The sequence below is a fragment of the Bacillus sp. GC_Bacil_1 genome (assembly GCF_026540675.1).
Classification (GTDB): Bacteria; Bacillota; Bacilli; order Bacillales; family Bacillaceae_G; genus Bacillus_A; species Bacillus_A cereus.
Genome location: NZ_JALNUG010000022.1, coordinates 1 through 22,945, shown reverse-complemented (window position 1 = coordinate 22,945; position 22,945 = coordinate 1). Strand labels below are relative to the sequence as shown.

Sequence of the window (22,945 nt, the reverse complement as noted above, 5' to 3'; positions counted from 1 at the left end):
TGCAAATTTTACTATCGTGAATACATTTTCGGACATTCATCACCACTTGGTTCATAAAAACAATGGCTTTTAAACTGTCCTACAAATGGCTGATTATACCATTCAGGTGGACAAGCTCCAACTGGACGGAAATACCAAAGAGCCCATCGTGCAGGCCAGCGCCATTGACCTTGTAAAACTTTTCGTGCGAGTTCTTTTTCTGATTCACGAGCGCGTTGATAAAAATATCCATATTGTACTGCTTCAAATCCGCCGGGGCTTTGATATACAGCGTCTCGTACGGTACGGAGTTGTTTAAAATCTAAGCAATCACAAAATACACGGTTTACTACAACGCATCCAACTAACTCCTCACCTTGGCGACCTTCGCCTTCAGCTTCAGCACGAATTAATCGAGCTAGTAAATCAACATCACTTTCGTTGTATGGAATAAGGGGCATAGTGATACCACCTTTCTGTTATAGTAAAGAGTGTATGTTATAAAACAATCTGCGTGCTTTTTTACTTAAAAATAACATTTAATTTTAAGAGGAGCTTGTATAAAAAAAGCTAATTAGTAATAGTAGATAAATATAAAAGGGAGAGGTATTATGTATCGAATTCATAAAGACCATATCATTTACTCAATGTCACCAGAAAATAAGCCGTGTATGGAAGTAGAAATTGGGAGCAGTCTTGTATTTGAAACATATGATTGCTTTGAAAATCAAATCGATTCTGAAGATGTTGTGTTTCAAGAATTAGATTGGAACCGAATTAATCCAGCGACTGGACCTGTATATGTTAAAGGAGCAGAACCTGGCGATATATTAGTCGTAACGATTGAAAAAATTGAAATTGCAGAGCAGGGCGTTTTAACTACAGGTGCAAACCTTGGTGTAATGGGTGATGAGTTAAATGAAAATACAGTGAAAATTGTCCCAATACATAATGAATATGTTTTGTTTTCAAGTGAACTACAAATCCCGATTAATCCAATGATTGGGGTAATTGGTACTGCACCGAAAGAAGAGAGCATTTCATGTGGCACACCGCATGATCACGGCGGGAATATGGACTGTAAAGAAATTAAAGAAGGAACAATATTACTACTACCAGTTAATGTCCCAGGAGCACTATTAGCATTAGGTGATTTACACGCAGCAATGGGTGATGGTGAAATTGGTGTTAGTGGTGTAGAGGTTGCTGGTGAGGTAACGGTAACAGTTCAAATTATAAAAGGAAAACAATGGCCATTACCAATGGCTATTCAAAAAGAAAAAATGATGACGATTGCTTCAGAGAAATTGTTAGATGATGCAGCAAATCGTGCTGTACGTAATATGGTGACATTTTTACATGAAGAATTAGCAATGTCTAAAGCTGATGCAACGCTTTTATTATCGGCAGCAGGTAATTTAAAAGTTTGCCAAGTTGTGGATCCGCTGAAAACAGCGCGTATGGAACTAGGAATGGATTATGTGGAGAAACTAGGATTCATTTTTAGTAAATTTCATATTAAATAGATAAGGGACGAAAAAGGATACTTTTGTATAAAAGCATCCTTTTTTAATTTACGGATTTTGTGAAAAGAGGTAGTATTTATTCTATATAAGTATATTTGAGATTGCGGATTAAAAAGGAGTTCAATAATGGTCAAAATTATGATTGTAGAAGACGATATGAAAATTGCAGAACTATTATCGACACATGTTGCGAAATATGGTTATCAAGGAGTTATTGTATCGGACTTTCAAAATGTATTAAACATTTTTTTAGAAGAACAACCAGAGTTAGTTTTATTAGATATTAATTTACCGAGTTTTGATGGGTACTTTTGGTGTCGTCAAATTCGCGGAGTTTCAACATGTCCGATACTATTCATTTCGGCCCGTGAAGGCACGATGGATCAAGTTATGGCGTTAGAAAACGGTGGCGATGATTTTATTCCGAAGCCTTTTCATTATGAAGTTGTAGTGGCGAAAATTCGTAGTCATTTAAGACGTGCATATGGAGATTATGCACCGAAACTAGAAGAGCGAATGATTGAGCAACATGGCCTTTGTTTATATCCTGAAAGACTTGTATTGAAACTTAGAAATGACGAGATTGATATAACGAGAAACGAAGCTATTTTATTAGAGACATTAATGAAAAATTATCCGCGTGTTGTGAGTAGAGAAGTGTTACTTAATAAATTATGGGATAGTGAATCTTATGTTGATGATAATACATTAAGTGTAAATACAACACGTGTGCGTAAAAAGTTACAAATGTTACATATAGAAGGTGCGATTGAAACGATTCGTAGTGTTGGATATAGATTGCATATTACTTGGGATACTGGTATAGAAAAATGATAAGGTTGTTTATACGTGATCATATACCACTTATTTGCTTTACCATAATTCAACTACTAGCTATATTTCTCGTATATTGGTTTGATGGGCATAATCATATTACAACGGCGTTATATGCAATGTTTCTAGGTGTTTTCTTTATGGGAAGTTATTTAATGTTTCGTTATTTTACACATCGTTCTTTTTATGAGCGCTTAGCAAACCCCATGCAATCTTTGGATGAATCTGTTCAAAAATCTGATTTTGCAGCTGTATCGGCTGCTCTTCAAGAATTACTTGAGGTGCAATATAGACATTATCAAAATCAGCTGCAAATGCAAGAGAGAAAAAATAATGACCATTTAACCTTTATGAATCAGTGGATCCATCAAATGAAAACACCTTTATCTGTAATAGAATTAATTACACAGGATGAAGTAGATTCACGTTTTGAAAGTATAAATGAGGAAACAGACCGATTAAAAAAGGGATTGGAAATGGCTCTATATGTCGCACGATTAGAAGCGTTCACACAAGATTTTTATGTAGAAAGGGTACAACTACATAAAATAGTGAATGATTCGGTACATGAACATAAACGTTTCTTTATACGGAATTTTGTATATCCAGAGCTTGAAATTGATAAGGACATTACTGTAGAAAGTGATGTGAAATGGTTAAAGTTTTTAATCGGACAAATACTATCGAATGCGATTAAGTATTCATCAGGTAGTAGAGAAAAGATTAAAATGAAAGCTTGTAAGGAAGGTAATACCGTTATACTTGAAATTGCTGATAATGGCGTAGGTATACCGAAGCAAGATTTACCAAGAGTATTCAAACCTTTCTTTACAGGAGAAAACGGTAGAGATTTTAAAGAATCAACAGGAATGGGGCTATATCTTGTATATGAAATTACAAAACAATTAGGACATAGTGTGGAAATCCATTCAGAAGTTGGTAAAGGTACGGTAGTGCGAGTAATATTTTTTAATGTGTAAAAAGTAAACAAGGCTAAAGAACTTTGGAGATAAGTTTTTTAGCCTTGTTTTGTACCCTTGATAACATTGGAGAATGAAATATTCTATAGATAAGAGAGGCAAAATGAACCCAATAAGAATAAATGTAAGACTACATACATGAACCATTTTTTATAATAAAAATAGAATCTTATAGAAGTTGCGAATGATAGGAGGCTTGAAATGGATATTCGTAAAATGAAATATTTCATAACGGTGGCAGAAGAATTAAACTTTAGTCGTGCAGCAGAGCGTCTTATGATGGCACAACCGCCTTTAAGTCAAGAAATTCGAAAATTGGAAGAAGAATTAGGAGTTCAACTTTTTCACCGGACAAAAAGGATGGTTGAGCTTACCGAGGCGGGGAAAGTCTTTTTAGAAGGTGCTAGGCAAACATTACTTCAAGTAGATAGAACGATTAAAGAAACACAGCTTGCAGATGAAGGGAAAATCGGGCATTTAATCATCGGTTTTGTCGATTCTACAGAAACAGTTATAGGCATATTAAAAACATTTCGAGAACGTTTTCCAAAAATTCAGCTCATATTACGTGAGATGACAACAGACCAACAAATAAAAGCGCTTTACGAAAAACAAATTCATATTGGATTTATTCGTTCGGAGCAAAATAATGAAATATTATCTTCTGAAGTTTGTTCTGAAGAGTGTTTAAAGTTGGTTTTGCATGAAAATCACCCTTTCGTTTCGTTACCTAATATTTCAATCAAATCATTAGTGGAGGAACCATTCATTTTATTTCCTCGTCATTTCGGTACAAATTTTTATGATTTAATTATTAGTTACTTTTGGAAATATGGGGTAAGTTTAAATATTGTTCAAGAAGCAGTTCAAATGCAAACGATTGTAAACTTAGTTGCAGCTGGAATGGGGATTTCTGTCGTTCCATCCTCGGTGGAAAGCTATAAAAAATCAGGAGTGATGTATAAAGATATTCTAGAAAATACACCGGAAATAAATTTATATGCTGGATGGAGGAAGGATGAAAAGTCTGTCGTGTTAAAGAACTTTTTAACAGTTGTTAGAGAGGTTTATATGACTTCCCACAGCCCATCTTTATAGGATGGGCTGTGGGAAGTTGGCAAGGGGTGTTTATTTATAGATAAAACTTACTCATGATTCAACCTGTTTTACTAGTATCATACTCAGCGAAACCTTTTAATACACTGTCAATCTGATCCATAATTTCAGGTTGCAATTTAACACTAGAAGCAATTACATTTTCTCTTATTTGTTCCGGATTTGAAGCACCAATAATTGCAGAAGAAACAGCTGGATTTTGTAATACCCAAGCAACTGCGAGTTGAGATAAGGTAAGGTTAATTTCTTGTGCGATAGGTTTAATTTCCTGGATAGCGGTAAGCACATCATCACTCATCCAACGTTGCACGAGTTTGTCAAAAAACGGTTTTCCAGCATCGGAGTTAGCACGCGATTGATTTGGTAATGGTTTACCAGGTTGATATTTTCCTGTAAGAATACCTTGTGCAAGTGGCGACCATACGATTTGGCCAAGTCCCTCACGTTGACATGTTGGAATCACATCAGTTTCAATAACTCGCCATAACATCGAATATTGAGGTTGGCTAGCGATAAATGGAATGTTCAATTCGCGTGCAAGTGCTACACCACGGGTAATTTGTTCTGATGTCCATTCGCTTACGCCTAAATAGAGAACCTTACCTTGTCTTACAAGATCTGAGAAAGCTAACATTGTTTCCTCAAGAGGAGTTGTTATATCAAATCTATGTGCATAATAAATATCGATATAGTCTGTCTGTAATCGTTTTAACGATGCATTACAATTTTCTATAATATGTTTTCTTGATAATCCACGATCATTTTTTCCAGGACCGGTCGGATGGCATACTTTTGTACATAGTTCTATACTTTCTCGGCGTATACCTTGCAAAGATCGGCCAAGTACTTCCTCAGCTATCGTGTCCGAATAAACATCAGCAGTATCGAACGTTGTAATTCCAACATCTAGTGCGGCTTTTACACAATCATTTGCAGTATCTTCGTTTACTTTTCCACCATGGTTTATCCAGTTCCCGTATGCGATTTTACTTACTGTTAATCCACTGTTTCCTAGTTTACTAAATTCCATTGTAGAACCACCCCTTAAAAATGATACCTTTATTATAAGAACTGAAATTTAGTATGTATAATATATGATTTATGATGAATTTATATAAAATTTATATAAGAGGGAATGCTTACAATTTTATTGCTAGGGAAAGCTAAAGCAAGTAGTACAACAAATGTGGCTGATACTTGTTCGATATGAAGTGAAGAAATAATGAATAGACCTTAAAAGAAAGCAATCTTTTTTAGCAGCACAAATAATTGCATTTACTCATACAGTACTATTATGGTACAATATGGTTACTAATGAGGGAAAGGAATGATGGGTGGACGATGATTAACTAATCTTATTTTTAAATGTTGAAATTCAATAAATTTCAATTTCTAAAAAATAGGATTAGTCTGCCCGATTTCCATACAACGGTATTGCTATTTATGTTGCGTAATAGCTTATTTGGGTGTAAATATTTTAACGACTAATCCTGCCAAATTTATTTGGGAGGATTTTTTTATTCTCCCTTAATGAAAGGGATCGGTATTATGAAAGAACTATTAAAATTAAATGATGTTTATGTTGAAATAAAAGAAAATATGTTGTTAGAGAAAATGAATGTGACAGTAAAACAAGGGGATGTTATCGGATTAATTGGTAAAAACGGTGCTGGTAAATCAACGTTACTTCGATTAATAAATGGAAAGATTGAGCCTTCAAAAGGGATTGTTGAATGGCAGCAAATGAATATGACAACCGCATATGTTGAGCAAGAAATAGAATCTTTTATTAGTAACGATGTAATTGCAAAAGAAGCAGAACTGCTTGCGAAATGGGGCGTGCCAACGAACGATTTTCATACTTTAAGTGGTGGTGAAAAGTTAAAAATTCGATTAGCAAAAGGATTTGCTAAAAATCCTAATGTCTTAATATTAGACGAACCGACAAATCATTTAGATGAAATGAGTACGGAATTTCTCATTAAACAAATAAAAAATATGAAAGGTACAGTTATCATTGTATCGCATGATCGATATTTTTTAGATGTTGTCGCAACAAAAATATGGTCAATTGAGGAAAAAAAATTAATTGACCATAGTGGTAATTATACAAGCTACATGAAAGCACGTGAGCAAAGAAGGAAGTCGCAGCAGCGAGAATATGAAAAGCAGCAAAAAAAGATAGAACAAGTAGAAACACATATAAAAGAATTAAGTTCATGGTCACAAAAGGCACACGCGCAGTCTACAAAACAAGAAAGTTTTAAAGAGTTTTATCGTGTAAAAGCGAAACGAATGGATGCGCAAGTGAAGTCAAAAAGAAAACGTCTCGAAAAAGAGCTGGAGAAAACGAAAGTAGAACGTGTGAAAGAAGAGTATTCAATTGAGTTCTCTATTCAAGCGAGTAAAAAAGTAGGAAAACGCTTTTTAGAAGTAAAGCAATTAAAAAAAGAATTTAATGGAAAAGCATTATTTGAAAACGTTAATTTTACAATTCAGCACGGTGAGAAAGTTGCAATTGTTGGACCAAACGGTAGCGGGAAAACAACATTACTGAAGATGATTATGGGAGCGGAAACTGCTGAAGGAGAAATATGGATTTCACCATCTGCAAACATCGGTTATTTAACACAAGAGGTTTTTGATTTGCCACTGGACAAAACGCCAGAAGATTTATTTTTTAAAGAGACATTTGAAGAAAGAGGAAAAGTCCAAAATTTAATGAAACATTTAGGGTTCCAAGCTTCTCAATGGAAAGAGCCGATTGAGCATATGAGTATGGGAGAAAGAGTAAAATGTAAGCTAATGGCTTATATTTTAGATGAAAAAGATGTACTCATTTTAGATGAACCGACGAATCACTTGGATCTACCTTCACGTGAACAACTTGAAAATACATTAGCTGAGTATAACGGAACATTAATAATTGTTTCTCACGATCGATATTTTCTAGAGAAAACAACTAACATAAAACTCGTGTTTTTAAACAATACGATACAAAAGCAGCTAGAAGAACCTACTAAAACAAGAGATAATATTGAAGAGCTACGTTTAACGTTAGAAACAGAGAGACAAGAAGTATTAGGGAAATTATGCTTTTTAACTTCTAACGACAAAGAATATAAAGAACTTGATGAACGATTTATAGAACTTACGAAGCAGATAAAGGCGTTATAACGTAAGTAAGGGGAATTAACATGGGAGAAGAGAGTTCAACTAAGTTATTTAGAATAGATTGTGGAGATATATACTTGCAAGGGTTTATGGTCAAAGATGCAGAAAGTATTTATAAAATAGCCAATCAACCGGAAATAGAAAAGTTTTTACCAGACTGGAAATCGACGAAAGAACAAAGGGTGGATTGGATTGCAAATTATGAAATACCAGCAAACAAAGCATTTCTTGAGGCAGTGAAAACTACGAATAACATAGATAATCATATGTTAAAGCTAGGAATATTTAAGGAAGCTACAAATGAATGCATTGGATGGTGCTGCACAGGCATGAAAGAAGAACTCCCTTCACCAAACAGAGAGATAATGTATGCTATCTCAAATAAACATCAAAATCATGGCTATGCTACAAAAGCGACCAAAGGCTTAATTGACTATTTGTTTAAAGAAACAAATTTAATTGTCCTTAACGCAATTACTTTAATTAACAATGTACCATCAAATAAAGTTATTAAAAAATGCGGGTTTACTTATTTGAGTGAACACAAGATAGCAAATCAACTATATAATCATTATGTATTGAGTAAATCTGAATGGATAAAAAATATTGTGCAGTAAAAGGAATTAATACGAAATCATAAAAAAGCTTAGAGCTAAAACTCTAAGCTTTTTTATATTCATTTTATCCCGCATTACCGGGCAGTAAAACCCCCACTGATTAAAGTTTCACTTTATACCTGCTGACATAAGAAAGGTACAATTGTAATGACTTCTTGAAGGAATTGCTTTTCAACAAAATAGGGAAATCAAGCTGTACATGGGATATCCAGTTGAAAATCATTTATGAAAAGGTGATTGGAATATTTTGTCGAATTTATGTATCAATGATAATACAAATTTCTTACTCAAATCATTCTACAAATCAATTACTTAAAAAATGGAAGGGAAAAGTGGGCGGTATAAAGAAGCATTTAGTCTTAGTCAACAAAAATTGCTGGTAAGTCTATTAAAGAGCTACATATAAAACTTACGGTTGAGTGCTAGTAGGTAGATTAAATCTATAAGCCAGGAATTAGTTTAAATGAGGGAGGGGAACACATATTATAATTTGGTTTCGTCACTTGCCACAAATAAGTATGGATTTTTCAGAATGGACTCCTTTTATACAGAATAATTGGTACCGAAAACATTATATGAAGTTTGTATATTTACTTCAGATAATCATTTTTATAATACCTTATTTTTTTGAAACAGGTTTCACTCATATTAATATATTTTATCTTATCATAATAGGTATGTTAGTCTTCATCATTCACGAATGTCTACACATTTTAGTAATAAGTAAAAAAGGGGATATTAGCTTAACATTTAGTAAAAGATTTTTTTGGTTAAATACAAATGCAGTCTTACCCAAAACGAGATTTTGGGTCTTTATGAGCTTGCCTATAATTGTATTATCAGTAGTTCCTGCCATGATATCGTTCTTTGTATCAGGAAATATTAAATCAATTTTATTATTTATATGTTGGATAAACGCATTCATTTCCGCCTCAGATATTTACAATTCGTTTTTGATTGCAATGAAACCGAAGCACTCATTTTTTTTGCAGAGGTTATTATAAAGTGAAATAGTATTTAATGGGTAACTCAAATATGCTTCAACTACATACAATAGTTAAAATATAATATTTGAAAGTAAAAAGACCGATAAAAAAATCGGTCTTTTCTTATTAATAAAATAAAGATTAGAAAATAGCATTGTAATTCTAACCAATATGCAAATATTATAAGATAGATATGCTTTGTTTATAGATTTGAAAATAGGTTTGTTATCAGTTTTTTTAGAAATCTTACAAGCGTGTAAGATAAATGAAAGGTGAATCAATATGAGCTGTAAGACAATTCATTTACACTCTATAGTGAGCAGTGGAAATGAAGGGAGAATATAAATGGAAATTTTGCAGGCAAATAGTATTAGTAAAGTATATAAAGGGAAAGTACCTTATAAAGCATTAGTAGATATTGATTTATCAATTCAAGAAGGTGAATTTGTAGGAATTATGGGCCCGTCAGGTAGTGGGAAAACAACGTTATTAAATATGGTATCTACTATTGATTCTCCATCATCGGGAGAAATATTTATTAATGGTACAAATCCTTTTCAATTATCATCAGAAGAATTAGCGTTATTCCGCAGAAAACAATTAGGATTTGTATTTCAATCATTTAATCTTCTTAGCACACTTACTGTAAAAGAAAACATCGTATTGCCGATGACTTTAGATGGTGTTTCCGTCCAAGAAATGAATAAACGAGTAGAAGAGATTGCAAAGAAGTTAAACATTACTGATATATTGAGTAAAAGAACGTTTGAAATATCAGGGGGACAAGCTCAAAGAACAGCAATCGCTCGTGCGATCGTTCATAAGCCGCAATTATTACTTGCAGATGAACCAACAGGGAACTTGGACTCTAAATCTTCAAATGATGTAATGGAGATGCTTGATACTCTAAATAAAGAAGAAAAAGCAACGATGATGTTAGTTACACATGATCCGTATGCAGCGAGCTTTTGCAGCCGAGTAATCTTTATTAAAGATGGTCAACTATATAACGAAATTTATTGTGGTGAAAGTAGGCAAACTTTTTATCAAAAGATTATGGATGTCCTTTCTTTGTTAGGAGGAAAAAGGCATGACTTTTCGTCAGTTCGCATTTAATAATATTTTTCGCAATAAGCGTACATATGCTGCCCATTTTTTAAGTAGTGCATTTTCTATTATGATTTTCTTTACGTATGCTCTTTTATTATTTCATCCTGATTTACAAGGTGAGTTGAAATCGACAAGTGCAACAATAAGTGCATTTGGTACATTGGGATTTTCAGTTTCGCAAGGATTGATTTTTGTATTTTCATTTTTCTTTATTTTATATTCAGTTAGTTCGTTTTTAAAGACGCGTAAGAAAGAATTTGGCATTTTAATGATGCAAGGTATGTCAATGAGACAGCTTAAGAAATTATTATTAATTGAAAATATGTTGATTGGACTGGGTTCAATTTGTATAGGGATTTTCATTGGACTCATATTTTCTAAACTAGTCTTATTGATAAGTGCAAGTGTATTAATGATTAATAATGGTTTACCTTTTTATATACCAGTCCGAGCTGTATTATTAACAGTTATTACATTTCTTTTCTTGTTTTTAATTGTTTCATTATTTACATTTAAAATGATAAAAGTAACGGAACTTGTGGAACTTATTCGAGCAGAGGAAAAGCCAAAACCTGAACCGAAATCTTCAGTTTTATTATCGATACTTTCTTTAATTAGTATAGGGTATGGATATTTTTCAGTATTTCGCTTTATACCAAGTACCAATTTTATTACGCTTGGAATAGGTGTGCTTCTAGTAATTATAGGAACGTACTTTTTATATACTCAGTGTAGCGTTTATATATTGCACCTTGCTAAAAGGAGAGAATCTTTCTTTTTAAAGAGAACAAATATATTAACATTTTCAGAATTAATTTACCGTATGAAAGATAATGCAACGATGTTTTTTATAGTATCTATTGTTTCAGCAGTTGCATTTACAGCAATTGGTACAACAGCCGCAATTGGAAATAGGGATTTGGTAAGGATGACAAATCCGTATACATTTTTGTATGGAAGTTTGGAAAATGACAAAGTATTGAATAAAAATCTTTCTATTATAAAAAAACACCTTTCTGATGCTAATATTCCGTATCGAATGGCTTCATCTTCATATATATACACAGAAAATAGCGTAAATGTAATGAAGTTAAGTGAATACAACGATCTTGCTAAAGCACTAGGCTATCAACAAGAAACCATTGAAAAAGAAGATGAAATTTTATTAATCCCTGGAGTTGTATCACAAAAACAAGAATTTAAAAATGGCGAGTATAAAAAGGATATAGAAGTCATTCAAGGTGATTGGACAAAGACATTTCATGTGAAAAAAGCTGTAGAAAATTTAGTTTTACCACATGATTCTAGAACTATTTATATCGCTGTTCAAGATCAAGTATATGATGGAATGCCTCTTACTAGTGACCCAGTTAATGAAGAAATTTCATATCGTACTTACGGATTTGTTGTAGATGATTGGATAAAAACGAAAGAGATTTCCAATCAATTAAAGAGTATATTTGATAAAGATCTTAGGGACAGAGATTTCTACTTTGAAGCTTTAACATTAAACTTGTTGGAAGCAAAGCAAAAGAATGGTTTATTACTTATGGTAAGTATTTTAGTCGGAATCGTCTTCTTTACATTCGCCGCTAGTTTTATTTATTTCCGATTATATACAGATTTAGATCGCGATCAACAGCAATATAAAATGATTTCGAAAATGGGATTAAGTAAAGGTGAGTTGAAAAAGGTTGTAACGAGGCAGTTATTATTAATGTTCTTTTTACCAATTGTCGTTGCAGTGATTCATACTGTAGTCGCTTATATGGCATTACAACAATTAGTCGACTTTTCTATCATAAATAGCTCTATCGCCATTTTAATTTCATTTATATGTATACAAGTTTTATACTTCTTTATCACTCGTTGGCGTTACCTACAAAAGCTTTATAAAACTATGGAACAGTAGAGAACATCAGCAAGTAACATTGCAGAAAAGCATGTAAAAAAACAATATGAGTTATGAAAGGAATTGTAATGAAAAAAACATTATCAATTTTCATATTATGTATATTAATTTTAATTAGTTTAAGTGCATGTGCTAAAAGTGAAGAATTATTTCCAGCTAACGGTGTATTAATCATTGGAGATGAGAATCATACTGGAGCAATTATGAATCGTTATAAGGAAAATACGAAAGAACATGAAATTTTCCCAGTGAAAACAGGGGAATTTGAAAAAGGAAAGGTATTAATATTAAATGAATCTACTGCACAAGCGATGATTAAAGCAAAGATTTTTCGTAAACGTGACCAAGGAGCCCTTTCCAAACTGGTAGATACGTTACCTAATTTTCCAAAAGAAAGCTCACTACTATATATAAATGAAGAAGAAAAGAATATTAAAAGTATTAAAATAGAAGGAAAAGAGATACCAGTTGCATATGATAGTGATGCTTGGCTTGGCAATAAACGTGACTATGGAGCACTATGGTATATCATTGTGGCGAAAAATAGTGTGTATAAAGAAATAAAAGCGAATGAAACGAATATGCAACTTCTACATTTAAAAAAGTCGTTAGGTGATGAAAAACCTAAAATGTCGACAGATAATACATTAATTAATGAAAAAGTAAAAGTAAGAAAGCTAATTGAAGGTTTTAAAGAGAAAGTATCAGTTCAGTTTGTAACGATCGGAGAAAAGTCTTAAAAAAGAGTTCGAGGTTGATAGAAAGTTTATCAGCTTCGAACTCTTTTTAGTTTATAGACAAATCAATTATTATGCTTTACATTACTTCATTTAATCGAGTCTCGTTTGTTTCCTCAATCGCATTTGAATTTTGAACTGAATTATTTTGGGCTTCTTTTTCTTTACGAGCCTTTTGTAGCATTTCAAGGATGATCCATAAAGGAACACCTTTATCCTTTAACATCTTCCATAAATCTAATTCATTAAATTTATGCTCAGGCTGTTTCATTTCTTTTTCAGATGAACGAATATCAAACTTGATAGGATCATTTACTTTCTTACTTTCAAGTTTAGTAGAAGAGATAGTATTATGCTCAAGAGTAGATGGAGTTATTTTAGTAGGTTGAGATAATGTATGAATATTTGATCCGATTTGCATGTTTTTTCCTCCTTTTTGAAGCAATGAGATTAGTTTTCTTATGGTTTTTAAATCTTTTTAACATGAGGAAACTATATCTAATTATAAATCTAAATAAATAGATTTACAAGTTATATTGTAAAAAGTAAATGTTAACTTGAATTAATATTTATCAACATTTGTATATGTTTTCTATATATACAACGTATATAAAATACTTTACATTATGTTTAAGTTATTAAATTATTCTGTTAATTTTTCGAAAAGAAAAATGTAAACGTTTTATTAGGGGGAGAAAGTATGGGGAAGTTATTTTTAAAAATATGTTTTTTCGCATTAGTGACCGTATGTTCATTCGCAGCGAAAATATCATACGCTGAAGAAAGGCAACAAAATAATTATCCTATCATATTGGTGAATGGATTTGCTGGATGGGGTAGGGAAGAAATGCTGGGCGTAAAATATTGGGGTGGTGTTCATGATATACAGGAAGATTTGAAACGAAATGGTTATACGGTACATACCGCTGCTGTTGGACCTGTTTCTAGTAACTGGGATCGTGCATGTGAATTGTATGCACAAATTAACGGTGGGACAGTAGACTATGGTGCCGTACATGCTGAGAAACATGGACATAATCGTTTTGGCAGAACTTATAGTGGTTTTGCACCGAATTGGACTGAAACAAATAAAGTTCATTTAGTTGGACATAGCATGGGTGGACAAACGATTAGAACATTAGTACAGCTATTAAAAGAAGGCAGTTTTGAAGAAAAGAATTATGTGAAAAATCACCCAAACACCAAAATATCACCACTATTTGAAGGCGGAAAATCATATGTTCATAGTGTTACAACATTAGCAACCCCTCACAACGGTACAACACTTGCGGATGGGAGTCTTCTGCTACCGTTCGTTAAAGATTTACTCATTACAACTGCAAGCTTCGGAGGAAACAATAATTTATCGTTATATGATTTCAAATTGGATCAATGGGGTATAAAGAAGAATGCTGGAGAGTCCTTTTTCCAATATAGTAATCGTATTCTAAATAGTTCACTTTGGAAAAATACAAAAGATATAAGTCAATGGGATTTAAGTACAGATGGTGCAAAGGAGTTAAATAATTGGGTAAAGACACAACCGGATGTGTATTACTTATCCTATAGTGGACATGCATCACAAGCAGCACCTATAACAGGTTTACATTTACCTCATATAACGATGAATAAAGTGTTGATGGGGAATGCGTTTTTCTTAGGTTCTTATGCGAGATATGAAGAAAACCGTCCGTTAGTTGATACTTCTTGGTGGCAAAATGATGGTGTAGTAAATACAAATTCCATGATTGCACCATCTTCTAATGTTGCTGTAAATAATAATGAGTCATTACAGGTTGGAAAATGGAATCATATCGAAACGAAAGCGAATTGGGACCATCTCGACATGGTAGGGTTAAGTGTTTCAGACTCGTTAGGTTTTTCTAGCATTCAAGAGTTTTATAGAACAATTGCTGAAAAGCTATCACGTTTACCGAAATAGGTAATAATAAAGCGCTCTCGATGGAATTCGAGAGCGCTTTATATTATATTGAAAGAGGGATTTGGTAGAAAAATATGGGGGGATATTATGAAAATTCAAGTTGTATTATCAGGATACGGAACAGTAGGCAGAGAGTTTATAAAATTATTAAATGAAAAATATTCATATATATATGAAACATATGGGATTCAATTAGTTGTAAGTGGCGTATTAGGGAGAAATATTGCAATACATAATGAAGAAGGCTTATCTCTTCATCATTTATTGATGTATGGTGGCGGTACCGCTGCAATTGAAAAATATTTAGAGTATCATCCGAAGGAACGTGCAATAACTAGCATAAGTGGTACTGTATTGGTAGAATCAACGGTTACAAATCTTAAAGATGGAAATCCAGGGAAACAATATATGAAACAAGCGATTGAGAAACAGATGGATATAGTAGCAATTTCTAAAGGTGCGCTCGTTACAAACTGGAGAGAAATAAATGAAGCAGCAAGAGGCGCAAATGTACGAATTCGATATAGCGGTGCAACAGCCGCTGCACTACCGACACTAGATATTGGACAATTTAGTTTAGCCGGTTGCAGTATTGATAAAATAGAAGGAATATTAAATGGAACAACTAATTATATTCTTACGAAAATGTATGAGGAAGATATGACATTTGAAGAAGCGCTGAAAGAAGCACAAAATAAAGGGATTGCTGAGACAAACCCTATATTAGATATAAGTGGTTCAGATAGTGCGTGTAAATTGTTACTTTTGACTAACAGCTTAATGGAAACAGAGAAAACACTTACTGATATACATATAAAAGGAATCGAGCACGTTACAAAACAGCAAATACAAAATGCTAAGAAACAACATAAAATTATTAAATTAATAGCATCAATATATAAGGATGAGGGTGGCAATGTGAATTTAAATGTTGAACCGTGCGAAATAGAAAAAGATCATCCGTTAGCAAAAGTAAATGGGACCGAAAAAGGAATTACGTTCTTTACAGATACGATGGGGCAAGTTACTACAATTGGCGGGGCTTCTAATCCACGAGGCGCAGCAGCTGCAGCTTTAAAAGATGTAATTAACTTATATCGAAAAGATTTGTAAGACCGTACCGCCCTTTATAAAAAATACATATGTCGTGGACCTTTTGAGAATGAAATAAATATGCAAAAATGATTGCAGGGGGTAAGGAATTGTTTAAGGATTTTAAAGTTGTTAAAGATCGTCCCGTTTATATTCAATTAAAAGACTATTTGAAAAAGATGATTATGAAAGGGCATTTGCTCGGGGATCAAAAAATCCCATCAACAAGGGAACTAAGTGAATTACTAAGTGTGAGTAGAAACACTGTACTCGCTGCTTATGCAGATTTAGAGCAAGAAGGACTCATTTATGCAGTTAAAGGAAAAGGGAACTTTGTTGCGAAGGTGGATATATCTAACACTTCGTCTGTTGAAATAGATTGGAAAAATAAACTTAATACAGTGACCGCATTAGCGGACGAATTAGATTTAATGAAACATGGTGTTCGTTGGGAAAAGGGAATGATTGTTTTTAATAGTATAGCCCCGGATGAGAAGCTATTTGATGTTGAAAATTTCAAAAGAGCTTTTCTTACTCGTATGTCCATTGAAGGGGACATCGTATTGAACTACGGATATGCAAAGGGATATAAACCGTTAATGAATTATTTACTTCATTACATGGAAATGAAAGGTGTAGACATTTCGAATAAAGATATTCTAATTACAAATGGATTTACAGAAGGATTGGATATTGTACTCTCTTCTTTATCAAAAAAATCCGGTCGTGTCATTTGTGAGAATCCAACTCACCATGCTGCACTTAAGCTTTTCCGTTTACATGGACTTGAAGTTCATGGGATTGATATGCATGAGGATGGTATTGATACGAATGAAGTTGAAAAAAGTTTGCGTGAAAAAGATTTTGATTTTGCTTATTTAATTCCTTCTTATCATAATCCAACCGGTATTGTTACGAGTTCAGAGAAAAGAACGGAATTGATGAGGTTATTCTCAAAATACAAGGTTCCTATTATAGAGGACGGATTTAATGAAGAATTACGTTATTCAGGTTCACATTTAGCTCCATTATTAACTTTTGCGGGAGCTGGCAATAATGTGATTTATATTAGTAGCTTTTCAAAGGTGCTTTTCCCTGGTTTACGTGTAGGCTGGATTATTGCAGATAAAGAGCTGATTCATTATTTAGAAAGCGTAAAAAGAGCAAGAACGATTCACACATCTACGCTAGATCAAGCTGTTCTGTTTCAATATTTACATGAGGGATATTTTGAAAAATATTTAAAAAAGGCAAGATCTGTTTATAAGAAAAAATATGAGTTAGCTGTCGGGGCATGTAACCAGTACATTCCTTTTAAAAGAATGACTGGAGATGGTGGACTTCATTTATTTATAGAGCTAGAAGAGCATATGAATGCCCGCACACTTTTACAAAAGTGTTATGAGAAAGGCGTTACGTTTTCACCTGGAGATGTTTTTTACTCTGATGGAGAAGGAGCAAACACTTTCCGATTAGGGTTTTCGCGCTTGAAAGAAGAAGAAATAGTTCGGGGAATTAAAATAATTGGTGATACATTAAAAAATGAAATTTGGAGTTGAGAAAATGAAAATCGGTGTTATTATGGGCGGGGTATCGTCTGAAAAACAAGTTTCAATTATGACGGGGAATGAAATGATTGCTCATTTAGATAAAAATAAGTATGAAATAGTTCCAATTACATTAAACGAAAAAATGGATTTAATTGAAAAAGCGAAAGACATTGACTTTGCATTGCTCGCATTACACGGAAAATACGGAGAAGATGGGACAGTTCAAGGAACACTGGAGAGTTTAGGGATTCCTTATAGCGGAAGTAATATGTTATCTAGCAGTATATGTATGGATAAAAATATTTCGAAAAAGATTTTACGTTATGAAGGTGTAGAAACACCAGATTGGATTGAACTTACAAAAATGGAGGATCTAAATCTTGATGAGTTAGATAAGTTAGGATTTCCATTAGTGGTAAAACCAAACTCTGGCGGATCGAGTGTCGGGGTGAAAATCGTTTACAATAAAAATGAATTGATCTCAATGCTAGAAACTGTATTCGAATGGGATTCTGAAGTAGTAATTGAGAAGTATATAAAAGGTGATGAAATTACATGTTCTATTCTGGATGGAAAACAGTTACCTATAGTTTCAATTCGACATGCAGCCGAGTTCTTTGATTACAATGCAAAATATGATGATACTAGTACAGTTGAGGAAGTTATCGAACTTCCAGCAGAAATTAATGAACGTGTAAATAAAGCTTCACTGACTTGTTATAAAGCATTAAAATGTAGTGTTTATGCAAGAGTTGATATGATGGTGAAGGACGGAATTCCATATGTAATGGAAATTAATACATTACCAGGGATGACACAATCAAGCCTATTGCCCAAAAGTGCAGAAGCAGCGGGAATTAGTTATAGCAAACTATTAGATATAATTATTGAAACATCATTAAAAGTTAGAAATGAAGAAGGGTTTTAAGGAGATTATATAACTAATTCTTTTGACAGTTTCACGAAGTATGCTATGATGAATACATTATAAAAACAAAATATTTATCCACTAGGGGAGCCTTTTATAGGCTGAGATCAAATGTGATTTTGAGACTCTTAGTACCTGATCTGGTTAATGCCAGCGTAGGGAAGTGGGAAAGACGTTGCTATTTAATGAGTAAATAAATACTGTCAATTTCACTTTCTTTACGCCTGTAAAGAAAGTTTTTTTATTTTACAGCTTTAATAATTGTGGATAAATACTTATATTTTATACATTATTGGAGGGATTTAAATGACTTTTTCACAATCATTACGTAAAGAAGTAGATTCAATTTGGGAAGCGAGTTTTAACCATCCTTTTGTAAAAAAACTTGGTGAAGGAACATTAGATTTAGCTAGTTTTCGCTATTATGTGCTTCAAGATTCATATTATTTGAGTCATTTTGCTAGAGTACAAACTTTAGGAGCTGCAAAAGCTCTTGAATTAGAGACGACAGCTCGTATGGCACATCATGCTCAAAATACATATGAGGCCGAGTTATCTTTACATGAGAATTTTGCTAAAAAGCTAGGGATAACAAAAGAAGAAAAAGATAATTTTATTCCTGCGCCAACTGCATATGCGTATACTTCACATATGTATCGTGCTGCGTATGAAGGGCATTTAGGAGATATCATTGCAGTAATTTTACCTTGCTATTGGTTGTATTATGAAATTGGCGAACGCTTAAAAGAGTGCCAGCCGGAAGAGCCAATTTATAACGAATGGATTTCTGCTTATGGATCTGATTGGTTCCGTACGCTAGTTGAAGAACAAATTACACGTTTAGATACTATCGCTGAAAAAGTAACAGAGGCAGACCGCAAACGTATGAAACAGCATTTTATTATTAGCAGTCAATATGAATATTCATTTTGGGAAATGGCTTATACATTAGAAAAGTGGGCAGTGGATACAGACGTAAAAGACGTAATTGGATAAAGAATAGAAGTAATGTTATAGATAGGTACGGATCATACCTATCTATATATTTTTTCTTGTCAAATTTGCGTAAAGTCATTAGTGCTACGGATATGGCGAAATAGAATATCGATAATTTAGCTCATTTACTTGTCTACGCATTAACTGGATAAACTTCTGTCACATTTATTTTACAATCAAAGAACGTTAATGTTGGTGGTATGAAGTTAAATAAGAAAAGAAACCTGAGCTGTTAGCTGTAACGGAGTTGTTTTTTCTTTGCAGGAATTTCTAAATTATCATGGAGTGTGGTTAATACGATATGCAAATATGCATATCGTATTTTTTTGAGTTCTTTATGTGTTAAAATTAGATATAAAGATATAGAAATATAAAGAAGCAAAAGCAGGAATATCCAATGAATTTTGAGAGGTGTTATATGTTTACAAATAAGAAATTAATTCGATTTGGTTTATCGTTGTTTGTATTTTTAGGGATAATTAATTTCACAATCAGCTATTTCCAAACATATCTTGAAACAGCAGCAGATATTAAATGGGTAATTCCAGAAATTTGGAAAACCATTTTACTAGATGTTCCTCAAGGTATACTTGTTCTTTTAGGCGCAATTGCTTTATATGATTTCACAAAAGAGGCATCACAAAAAGACGCATCAATCTAAGTGTGTCTTTTTTCTATTAGGAATTTCATAGAGAGTTTTGCTGGAGAAATAGAATGAAAAGCCCTAATAAGGGCTTTTTTCTTTGTAGGAATTTCTTATCTGTCATAGAAACCGGTTACTTGGAGGTGTTATAGTGAAAGGCATTTACAGTACAGAAAAATCTAAGCGGCAGACGGAAATATATAGGATATGACAACATAATTATTGAGAAATTAATTGAATTTAGTAGGTATGAAGATATGACGCTAGAATTCATATTTTTTAATTTTTATTTATCCCGCATTAACGGGCTGTTCGTAAAAGCCTGATTGGTGAGGACTAATAATCAGCGGGGGATGAACTCCCCCCCACTGATTAAAGTTTCACTTTATAAAAATGAGCCCATAGCAAAAATAGGTATATGAACAAGGTGCATCATTTAGTGATAAGTCATACTTTGTTGGTGTACGTATTGAACTTAGTTTATAGCACTATTTTTACTTAGATGTAACGAACAGAAATATAGGGAAGCATCAATGAGGTTGTATTTTATAAACGGAGGTTATGAAAATGAATCAGTTTCAACAAGAACTACAAGCGTTAAGTCTTAATGATTACCGGTCTGGAAATATTGTCTATTGGGACCAGCAAAACCAATATCCATATTACTATATTGAAGATGCTGCTCGTCGCTGTGGCGGTTGTGGTCGTTGTGGTGGTTGTGGTGGAGGTCGTTGTGGCGGATTCCGTTGTGGTGGATTCCGTTGTATTGGTTGCTTCGGTTGTTTTGGTTGCGGAGGTTGTGGAGGTTGTGGTGGTTGTGGTGGTTGCTCTAACTGTTTTGATGGTTTTAGTGGTACTACTGATACTATTATAACGTATGAATATTGATTGCATTTATCCTGCTATTTGCAGGGCAGTAAGACCCTAAAAAAATTCAGCGGGAGCAAAGAGAAGTTAGATGGCGGACTACCCATAAAAGCCCAATTGGTGAGGGCTAATTAAAGTTTCACCTTATCAATTAAAAAACATTAGTTTTATATATGTACGTGCCGACAAAGAATATAGCCATTATTAATGGATATATTCAATCATTCAAGTGAAAGAGTAACAATAAGATATATAGGTGTAATCAAGAGGTGATGGATAAAGCAATGACTAGATTTAAAATCTAATCATTGCTTTTTTCTTATGGTTTTATCATCAAATATCTGTCTGGTTTAGGGATTGATTTCTTCTAGCTAATGAATTTATTACAACTTTGTAAGGTTAATGTAATGTTAATCGATAGTAAATGAAGATGCTTGAGTGTAATTTAAATAAGATTAAAAAGTACTGTTTATCTATAAAATAATCGGGTAAATAATATGTAATTAGGAAGTGTATGAATATGATTGAACTAAAATCTATTATCCATTCGTATAAACTAAAGAGAAAAATAGCTAAAGATTTATACGGAAAAAGAGATGAATTGACACTGTTATTAAATGAATTTAATAAAATGAAATGTACAGTAACATCTGAAAAGAAGAAAAACAATATATTATCTCGTTTGCAACTAATTTATCAAAATATGAAATTAGATAAGCAGTATCCTCTATCAGTTGCTTTTGATAGTAAATTATTGGAGCGATTAGAAAAAGAACCTCTACATACTATTGAGGATGGTGTAACATGTTTACATCTAATGTTAGATGTGAATTATGAGAAAATAAAACAATATGGTTCGAGTACAAGTAGGTCATTTGTTCCATTATCGCAGTCTTCTATTTGTCTTGCTGATTGTATTTGTCTAACAGGAGTTGTAGTAGGTTTACTAGGAGCAATTTCATTTGGGGGATTACTGTTATCTATATGTTCAATTACATAAAGGTTGATATTTGTAAAAAGGGCACCGAATTAAGGTGTTCTTTTTTGGTTTTTTTGTAAAGATATTGTAAATGATAAGTACAATGCATTAAGTGTAATGTATAATTCGAATGTATCGAAATTCAAATATAATAGAGGTGTTATACATGATAATTACTTTGAATTTTTAAAAGAGTCGGTTTGATAATAATTTATGTAGATAAACAGTTTTTACGTTTCTTTTAAATACTTGGTTTAAATGGATGAGATTAAGTAACTATTGTTCTAGCTTTTTGATAATCAAGACAACTGAAGAAAGGAAGGAATCATTTTATGAAAAAATTAAGGCTGCTAACATTTGAAAATATAGTAGAACCCCTTTTAAATGAAAAGGTATCATTTATATACTTTCCTATTGAATGGCTGGACATCGTAGAGATACATTATAAGACATTTTTATTAACGAGTAAGTTGAAACGTTTGAATGAAAGATTGTATGATATGTTTTCGGATATATTGTTTATTCAGCATAACCCGTACGTATTAAATGAAAATACACCATGGATTGTATCGAAAGAACCTATTAGACAAGAGCAGCTCGATTATATTTTTCAAAGTTGGTATGAGATTATTCATGATTGGAAACCAAATAGATTAGTAGAACCACCAAAATATGAATGGCAATCCGATTTGATTTCTAATTTGCCAGTACTACATGATAATGAAACGTATTCTAAGTGGGTGCCCGCTTTAATCTCACATATTTTTTGTGAGCGTCCTATATATTTAGAAAATACAAATGAAGAAGAAATCTATTTTTCCCCTCTTAGATCACAAAATATTTGTGAGGCGATGTCAGGGCCGATAAAAGATGAAAAAACACAAGATTTTTTCTCCTATGTATATCGATTCGAATGCATAACCCGCGGTGGTGAGAACGCTCCATTATTAAATATTTCAATAGGGATTCGGAGATTT

At 33.0% G+C, this 22,945-nt stretch carries 21 protein-coding genes, 2 pseudogenes and 1 riboswitch; of the genes and pseudogenes, 20 read left to right on the top strand and 3 right to left on the bottom strand.

What is annotated here, in order from left to right; genetic code table 11:
- Window positions 1-11: 11 nt before the first annotated feature.
- The gene (locus tag OXT04_RS25135; protein WP_267418370.1) at window positions 12-440 is read right to left on the bottom strand and encodes a cell wall hydrolase; all 429 of its coding nucleotides are present in this window, start codon (window positions 438-440) and stop codon (window positions 12-14) included.
- A gap of 150 nt (window positions 441-590) precedes the next feature.
- Between OXT04_RS25135 and OXT04_RS25130 the strand changes: the two genes are divergently transcribed.
- The 4 genes from OXT04_RS25130 to OXT04_RS25115 all read left to right on the top strand — a co-directional run bounded on the left by OXT04_RS25130 (window position 591) and on the right by OXT04_RS25115 (window position 4,417).
- Entirely contained in the window at window positions 591-1,505 is a 915-nt protein-coding gene (locus tag OXT04_RS25130; protein ID WP_267418369.1) for an acetamidase/formamidase family protein, read from the top strand.
- Between the two features lie 126 nt (window positions 1,506-1,631).
- Entirely contained in the window at window positions 1,632-2,339 is a 708-nt protein-coding gene (locus OXT04_RS25125; RefSeq protein WP_098236968.1) for a response regulator transcription factor, read from the top strand.
- The gene (locus tag OXT04_RS25120; protein WP_267418368.1) at window positions 2,336-3,319 is read left to right on the top strand and encodes a sensor histidine kinase; all 984 of its coding nucleotides are present in this window, start codon (window positions 2,336-2,338) and stop codon (window positions 3,317-3,319) included. Before OXT04_RS25125 ends, OXT04_RS25120 begins: the two co-directional genes overlap by 4 nt.
- A 201-nt stretch (window positions 3,320-3,520) precedes the next feature.
- The gene (locus OXT04_RS25115; RefSeq protein ID WP_000354655.1) at window positions 3,521-4,417 is read left to right on the top strand and encodes a LysR substrate-binding domain-containing protein; all 897 of its coding nucleotides are present in this window, start codon (window positions 3,521-3,523) and stop codon (window positions 4,415-4,417) included.
- Window positions 4,418-4,475: 58 nt separating this feature from the next.
- Here OXT04_RS25115 and OXT04_RS25110 read toward each other — a convergent pair whose 3' ends face one another.
- On the bottom strand, window positions 4,476-5,465 hold the full coding sequence (locus OXT04_RS25110; protein ID WP_267418366.1) for an aldo/keto reductase family protein: 990 nt from the start codon (window positions 5,463-5,465) through the stop codon (window positions 4,476-4,478).
- 518 nt (window positions 5,466-5,983) lie between these two features.
- On the opposite strand from OXT04_RS25110, the gene abc-f reads away from it, so the two are divergent.
- The 6 genes and pseudogenes from abc-f to OXT04_RS25080 all read left to right on the top strand — a co-directional run bounded on the left by abc-f (window position 5,984) and on the right by OXT04_RS25080 (window position 12,974).
- Window positions 5,984-7,612 carry a ribosomal protection-like ABC-F family protein gene (gene abc-f / locus OXT04_RS25105; protein WP_267418364.1) on the top strand — a complete coding sequence of 543 codons (1,629 nt, stop codon included), beginning with the start codon at window positions 5,984-5,986 and terminating at the stop codon, window positions 7,610-7,612.
- A 20-nt stretch (window positions 7,613-7,632) separates the two neighbouring features.
- Complete coding sequence (locus tag OXT04_RS25100) at window positions 7,633-8,226, top strand: GNAT family N-acetyltransferase (protein ID WP_000503550.1); 594 nt, start codon at window positions 7,633-7,635, stop codon at window positions 8,224-8,226.
- Between the two features lie 518 nt (window positions 8,227-8,744).
- A pseudogene (locus tag OXT04_RS25095) lies at window positions 8,745-9,240 on the top strand (DUF3267 domain-containing protein).
- A gap of 317 nt (window positions 9,241-9,557) precedes the next feature.
- Window positions 9,558-10,328 carry an ABC transporter ATP-binding protein gene (locus OXT04_RS25090; protein ID WP_000404441.1) on the top strand — a complete coding sequence of 257 codons (771 nt, stop codon included), beginning with the start codon at window positions 9,558-9,560 and terminating at the stop codon, window positions 10,326-10,328.
- Window positions 10,303-12,234, top strand: coding sequence for an ABC transporter permease (locus OXT04_RS25085; protein WP_000144151.1), 1,932 nt, complete (start codon window positions 10,303-10,305; stop codon window positions 12,232-12,234). Before OXT04_RS25090 ends, OXT04_RS25085 begins: the two co-directional genes overlap by 26 nt.
- Before the next feature lie 68 nt (window positions 12,235-12,302).
- On the top strand, window positions 12,303-12,974 hold the full coding sequence (locus tag OXT04_RS25080; protein WP_002094033.1) for a lipoprotein BA_5634 family protein: 672 nt from the start codon (window positions 12,303-12,305) through the stop codon (window positions 12,972-12,974).
- Window positions 12,975-13,050: 76 nt separating this feature from the next.
- On the opposite strand, the gene OXT04_RS25075 is transcribed toward OXT04_RS25080, so the two are convergent.
- Complete coding sequence (locus tag OXT04_RS25075) at window positions 13,051-13,392, bottom strand: DUF3914 domain-containing protein (protein WP_001165517.1); 342 nt, start codon at window positions 13,390-13,392, stop codon at window positions 13,051-13,053.
- A gap of 279 nt (window positions 13,393-13,671) precedes the next feature.
- Here OXT04_RS25075 and OXT04_RS25070 point away from each other — a divergent pair, with 279 nt between their 5' ends.
- The 10 genes and pseudogenes from OXT04_RS25070 to OXT04_RS25025 form a co-directional block, all read left to right on the top strand.
- A complete protein-coding gene (locus OXT04_RS25070; protein WP_000517062.1) occupies window positions 13,672-14,913 on the top strand; it encodes an esterase/lipase family protein in 1,242 nt (413 codons plus the stop codon).
- An 87-nt stretch (window positions 14,914-15,000) separates the two neighbouring features.
- The gene (locus tag OXT04_RS25065) at window positions 15,001-16,026 is read left to right on the top strand and encodes a homoserine dehydrogenase (RefSeq protein WP_000701769.1); all 1,026 of its coding nucleotides are present in this window, start codon (window positions 15,001-15,003) and stop codon (window positions 16,024-16,026) included.
- Window positions 16,027-16,115: 89 nt separating this feature from the next.
- Entirely contained in the window at window positions 16,116-17,564 is a 1,449-nt protein-coding gene (pdxR, locus tag OXT04_RS25060) for a MocR-like pyridoxine biosynthesis transcription factor PdxR (protein ID WP_000471607.1), read from the top strand.
- A gap of 4 nt (window positions 17,565-17,568) precedes the next feature.
- Window positions 17,569-18,483 (top strand): D-alanine--D-alanine ligase, encoded by a 915-nt coding sequence (locus OXT04_RS25055; protein ID WP_002094034.1) that lies wholly within the window; start codon window positions 17,569-17,571, stop codon window positions 18,481-18,483.
- A 73-nt stretch (window positions 18,484-18,556) separates the two neighbouring features.
- Window positions 18,557-18,662: riboswitch (TPP riboswitch) on the top strand.
- Window positions 18,663-18,789: 127 nt separating this feature from the next.
- Window positions 18,790-19,479 (top strand): thiaminase II, encoded by a 690-nt coding sequence (tenA, locus tag OXT04_RS25050; RefSeq protein WP_000144516.1) that lies wholly within the window; start codon window positions 18,790-18,792, stop codon window positions 19,477-19,479.
- 397 nt (window positions 19,480-19,876) lie between these two features.
- Window positions 19,877-20,140, top strand: coding sequence for a DUF3937 domain-containing protein (locus tag OXT04_RS25045; protein ID WP_002082716.1), 264 nt, complete (start codon window positions 19,877-19,879; stop codon window positions 20,138-20,140).
- A 549-nt stretch (window positions 20,141-20,689) separates the two neighbouring features.
- Window positions 20,690-21,010, top strand: a complete 321-nt coding sequence (locus tag OXT04_RS25040; protein WP_001071363.1) for a heterocycloanthracin/sonorensin family bacteriocin — start codon at window positions 20,690-20,692, stop codon at window positions 21,008-21,010.
- A gap of 152 nt (window positions 21,011-21,162) precedes the next feature.
- Window positions 21,163-21,294: pseudogene (locus OXT04_RS25035) on the top strand (site-specific integrase); the annotation flags it as partial.
- Between the two features lie 209 nt (window positions 21,295-21,503).
- Window positions 21,504-21,989, top strand: coding sequence for a hypothetical protein (locus OXT04_RS25030; protein WP_002041181.1), 486 nt, complete (start codon window positions 21,504-21,506; stop codon window positions 21,987-21,989).
- Between the two features lie 311 nt (window positions 21,990-22,300).
- Window positions 22,301-22,945 (top strand): pPIWI_RE module domain-containing protein (locus tag OXT04_RS25025; protein WP_267418348.1); only part of this gene is annotated, 645 nt, incomplete at its 3' end.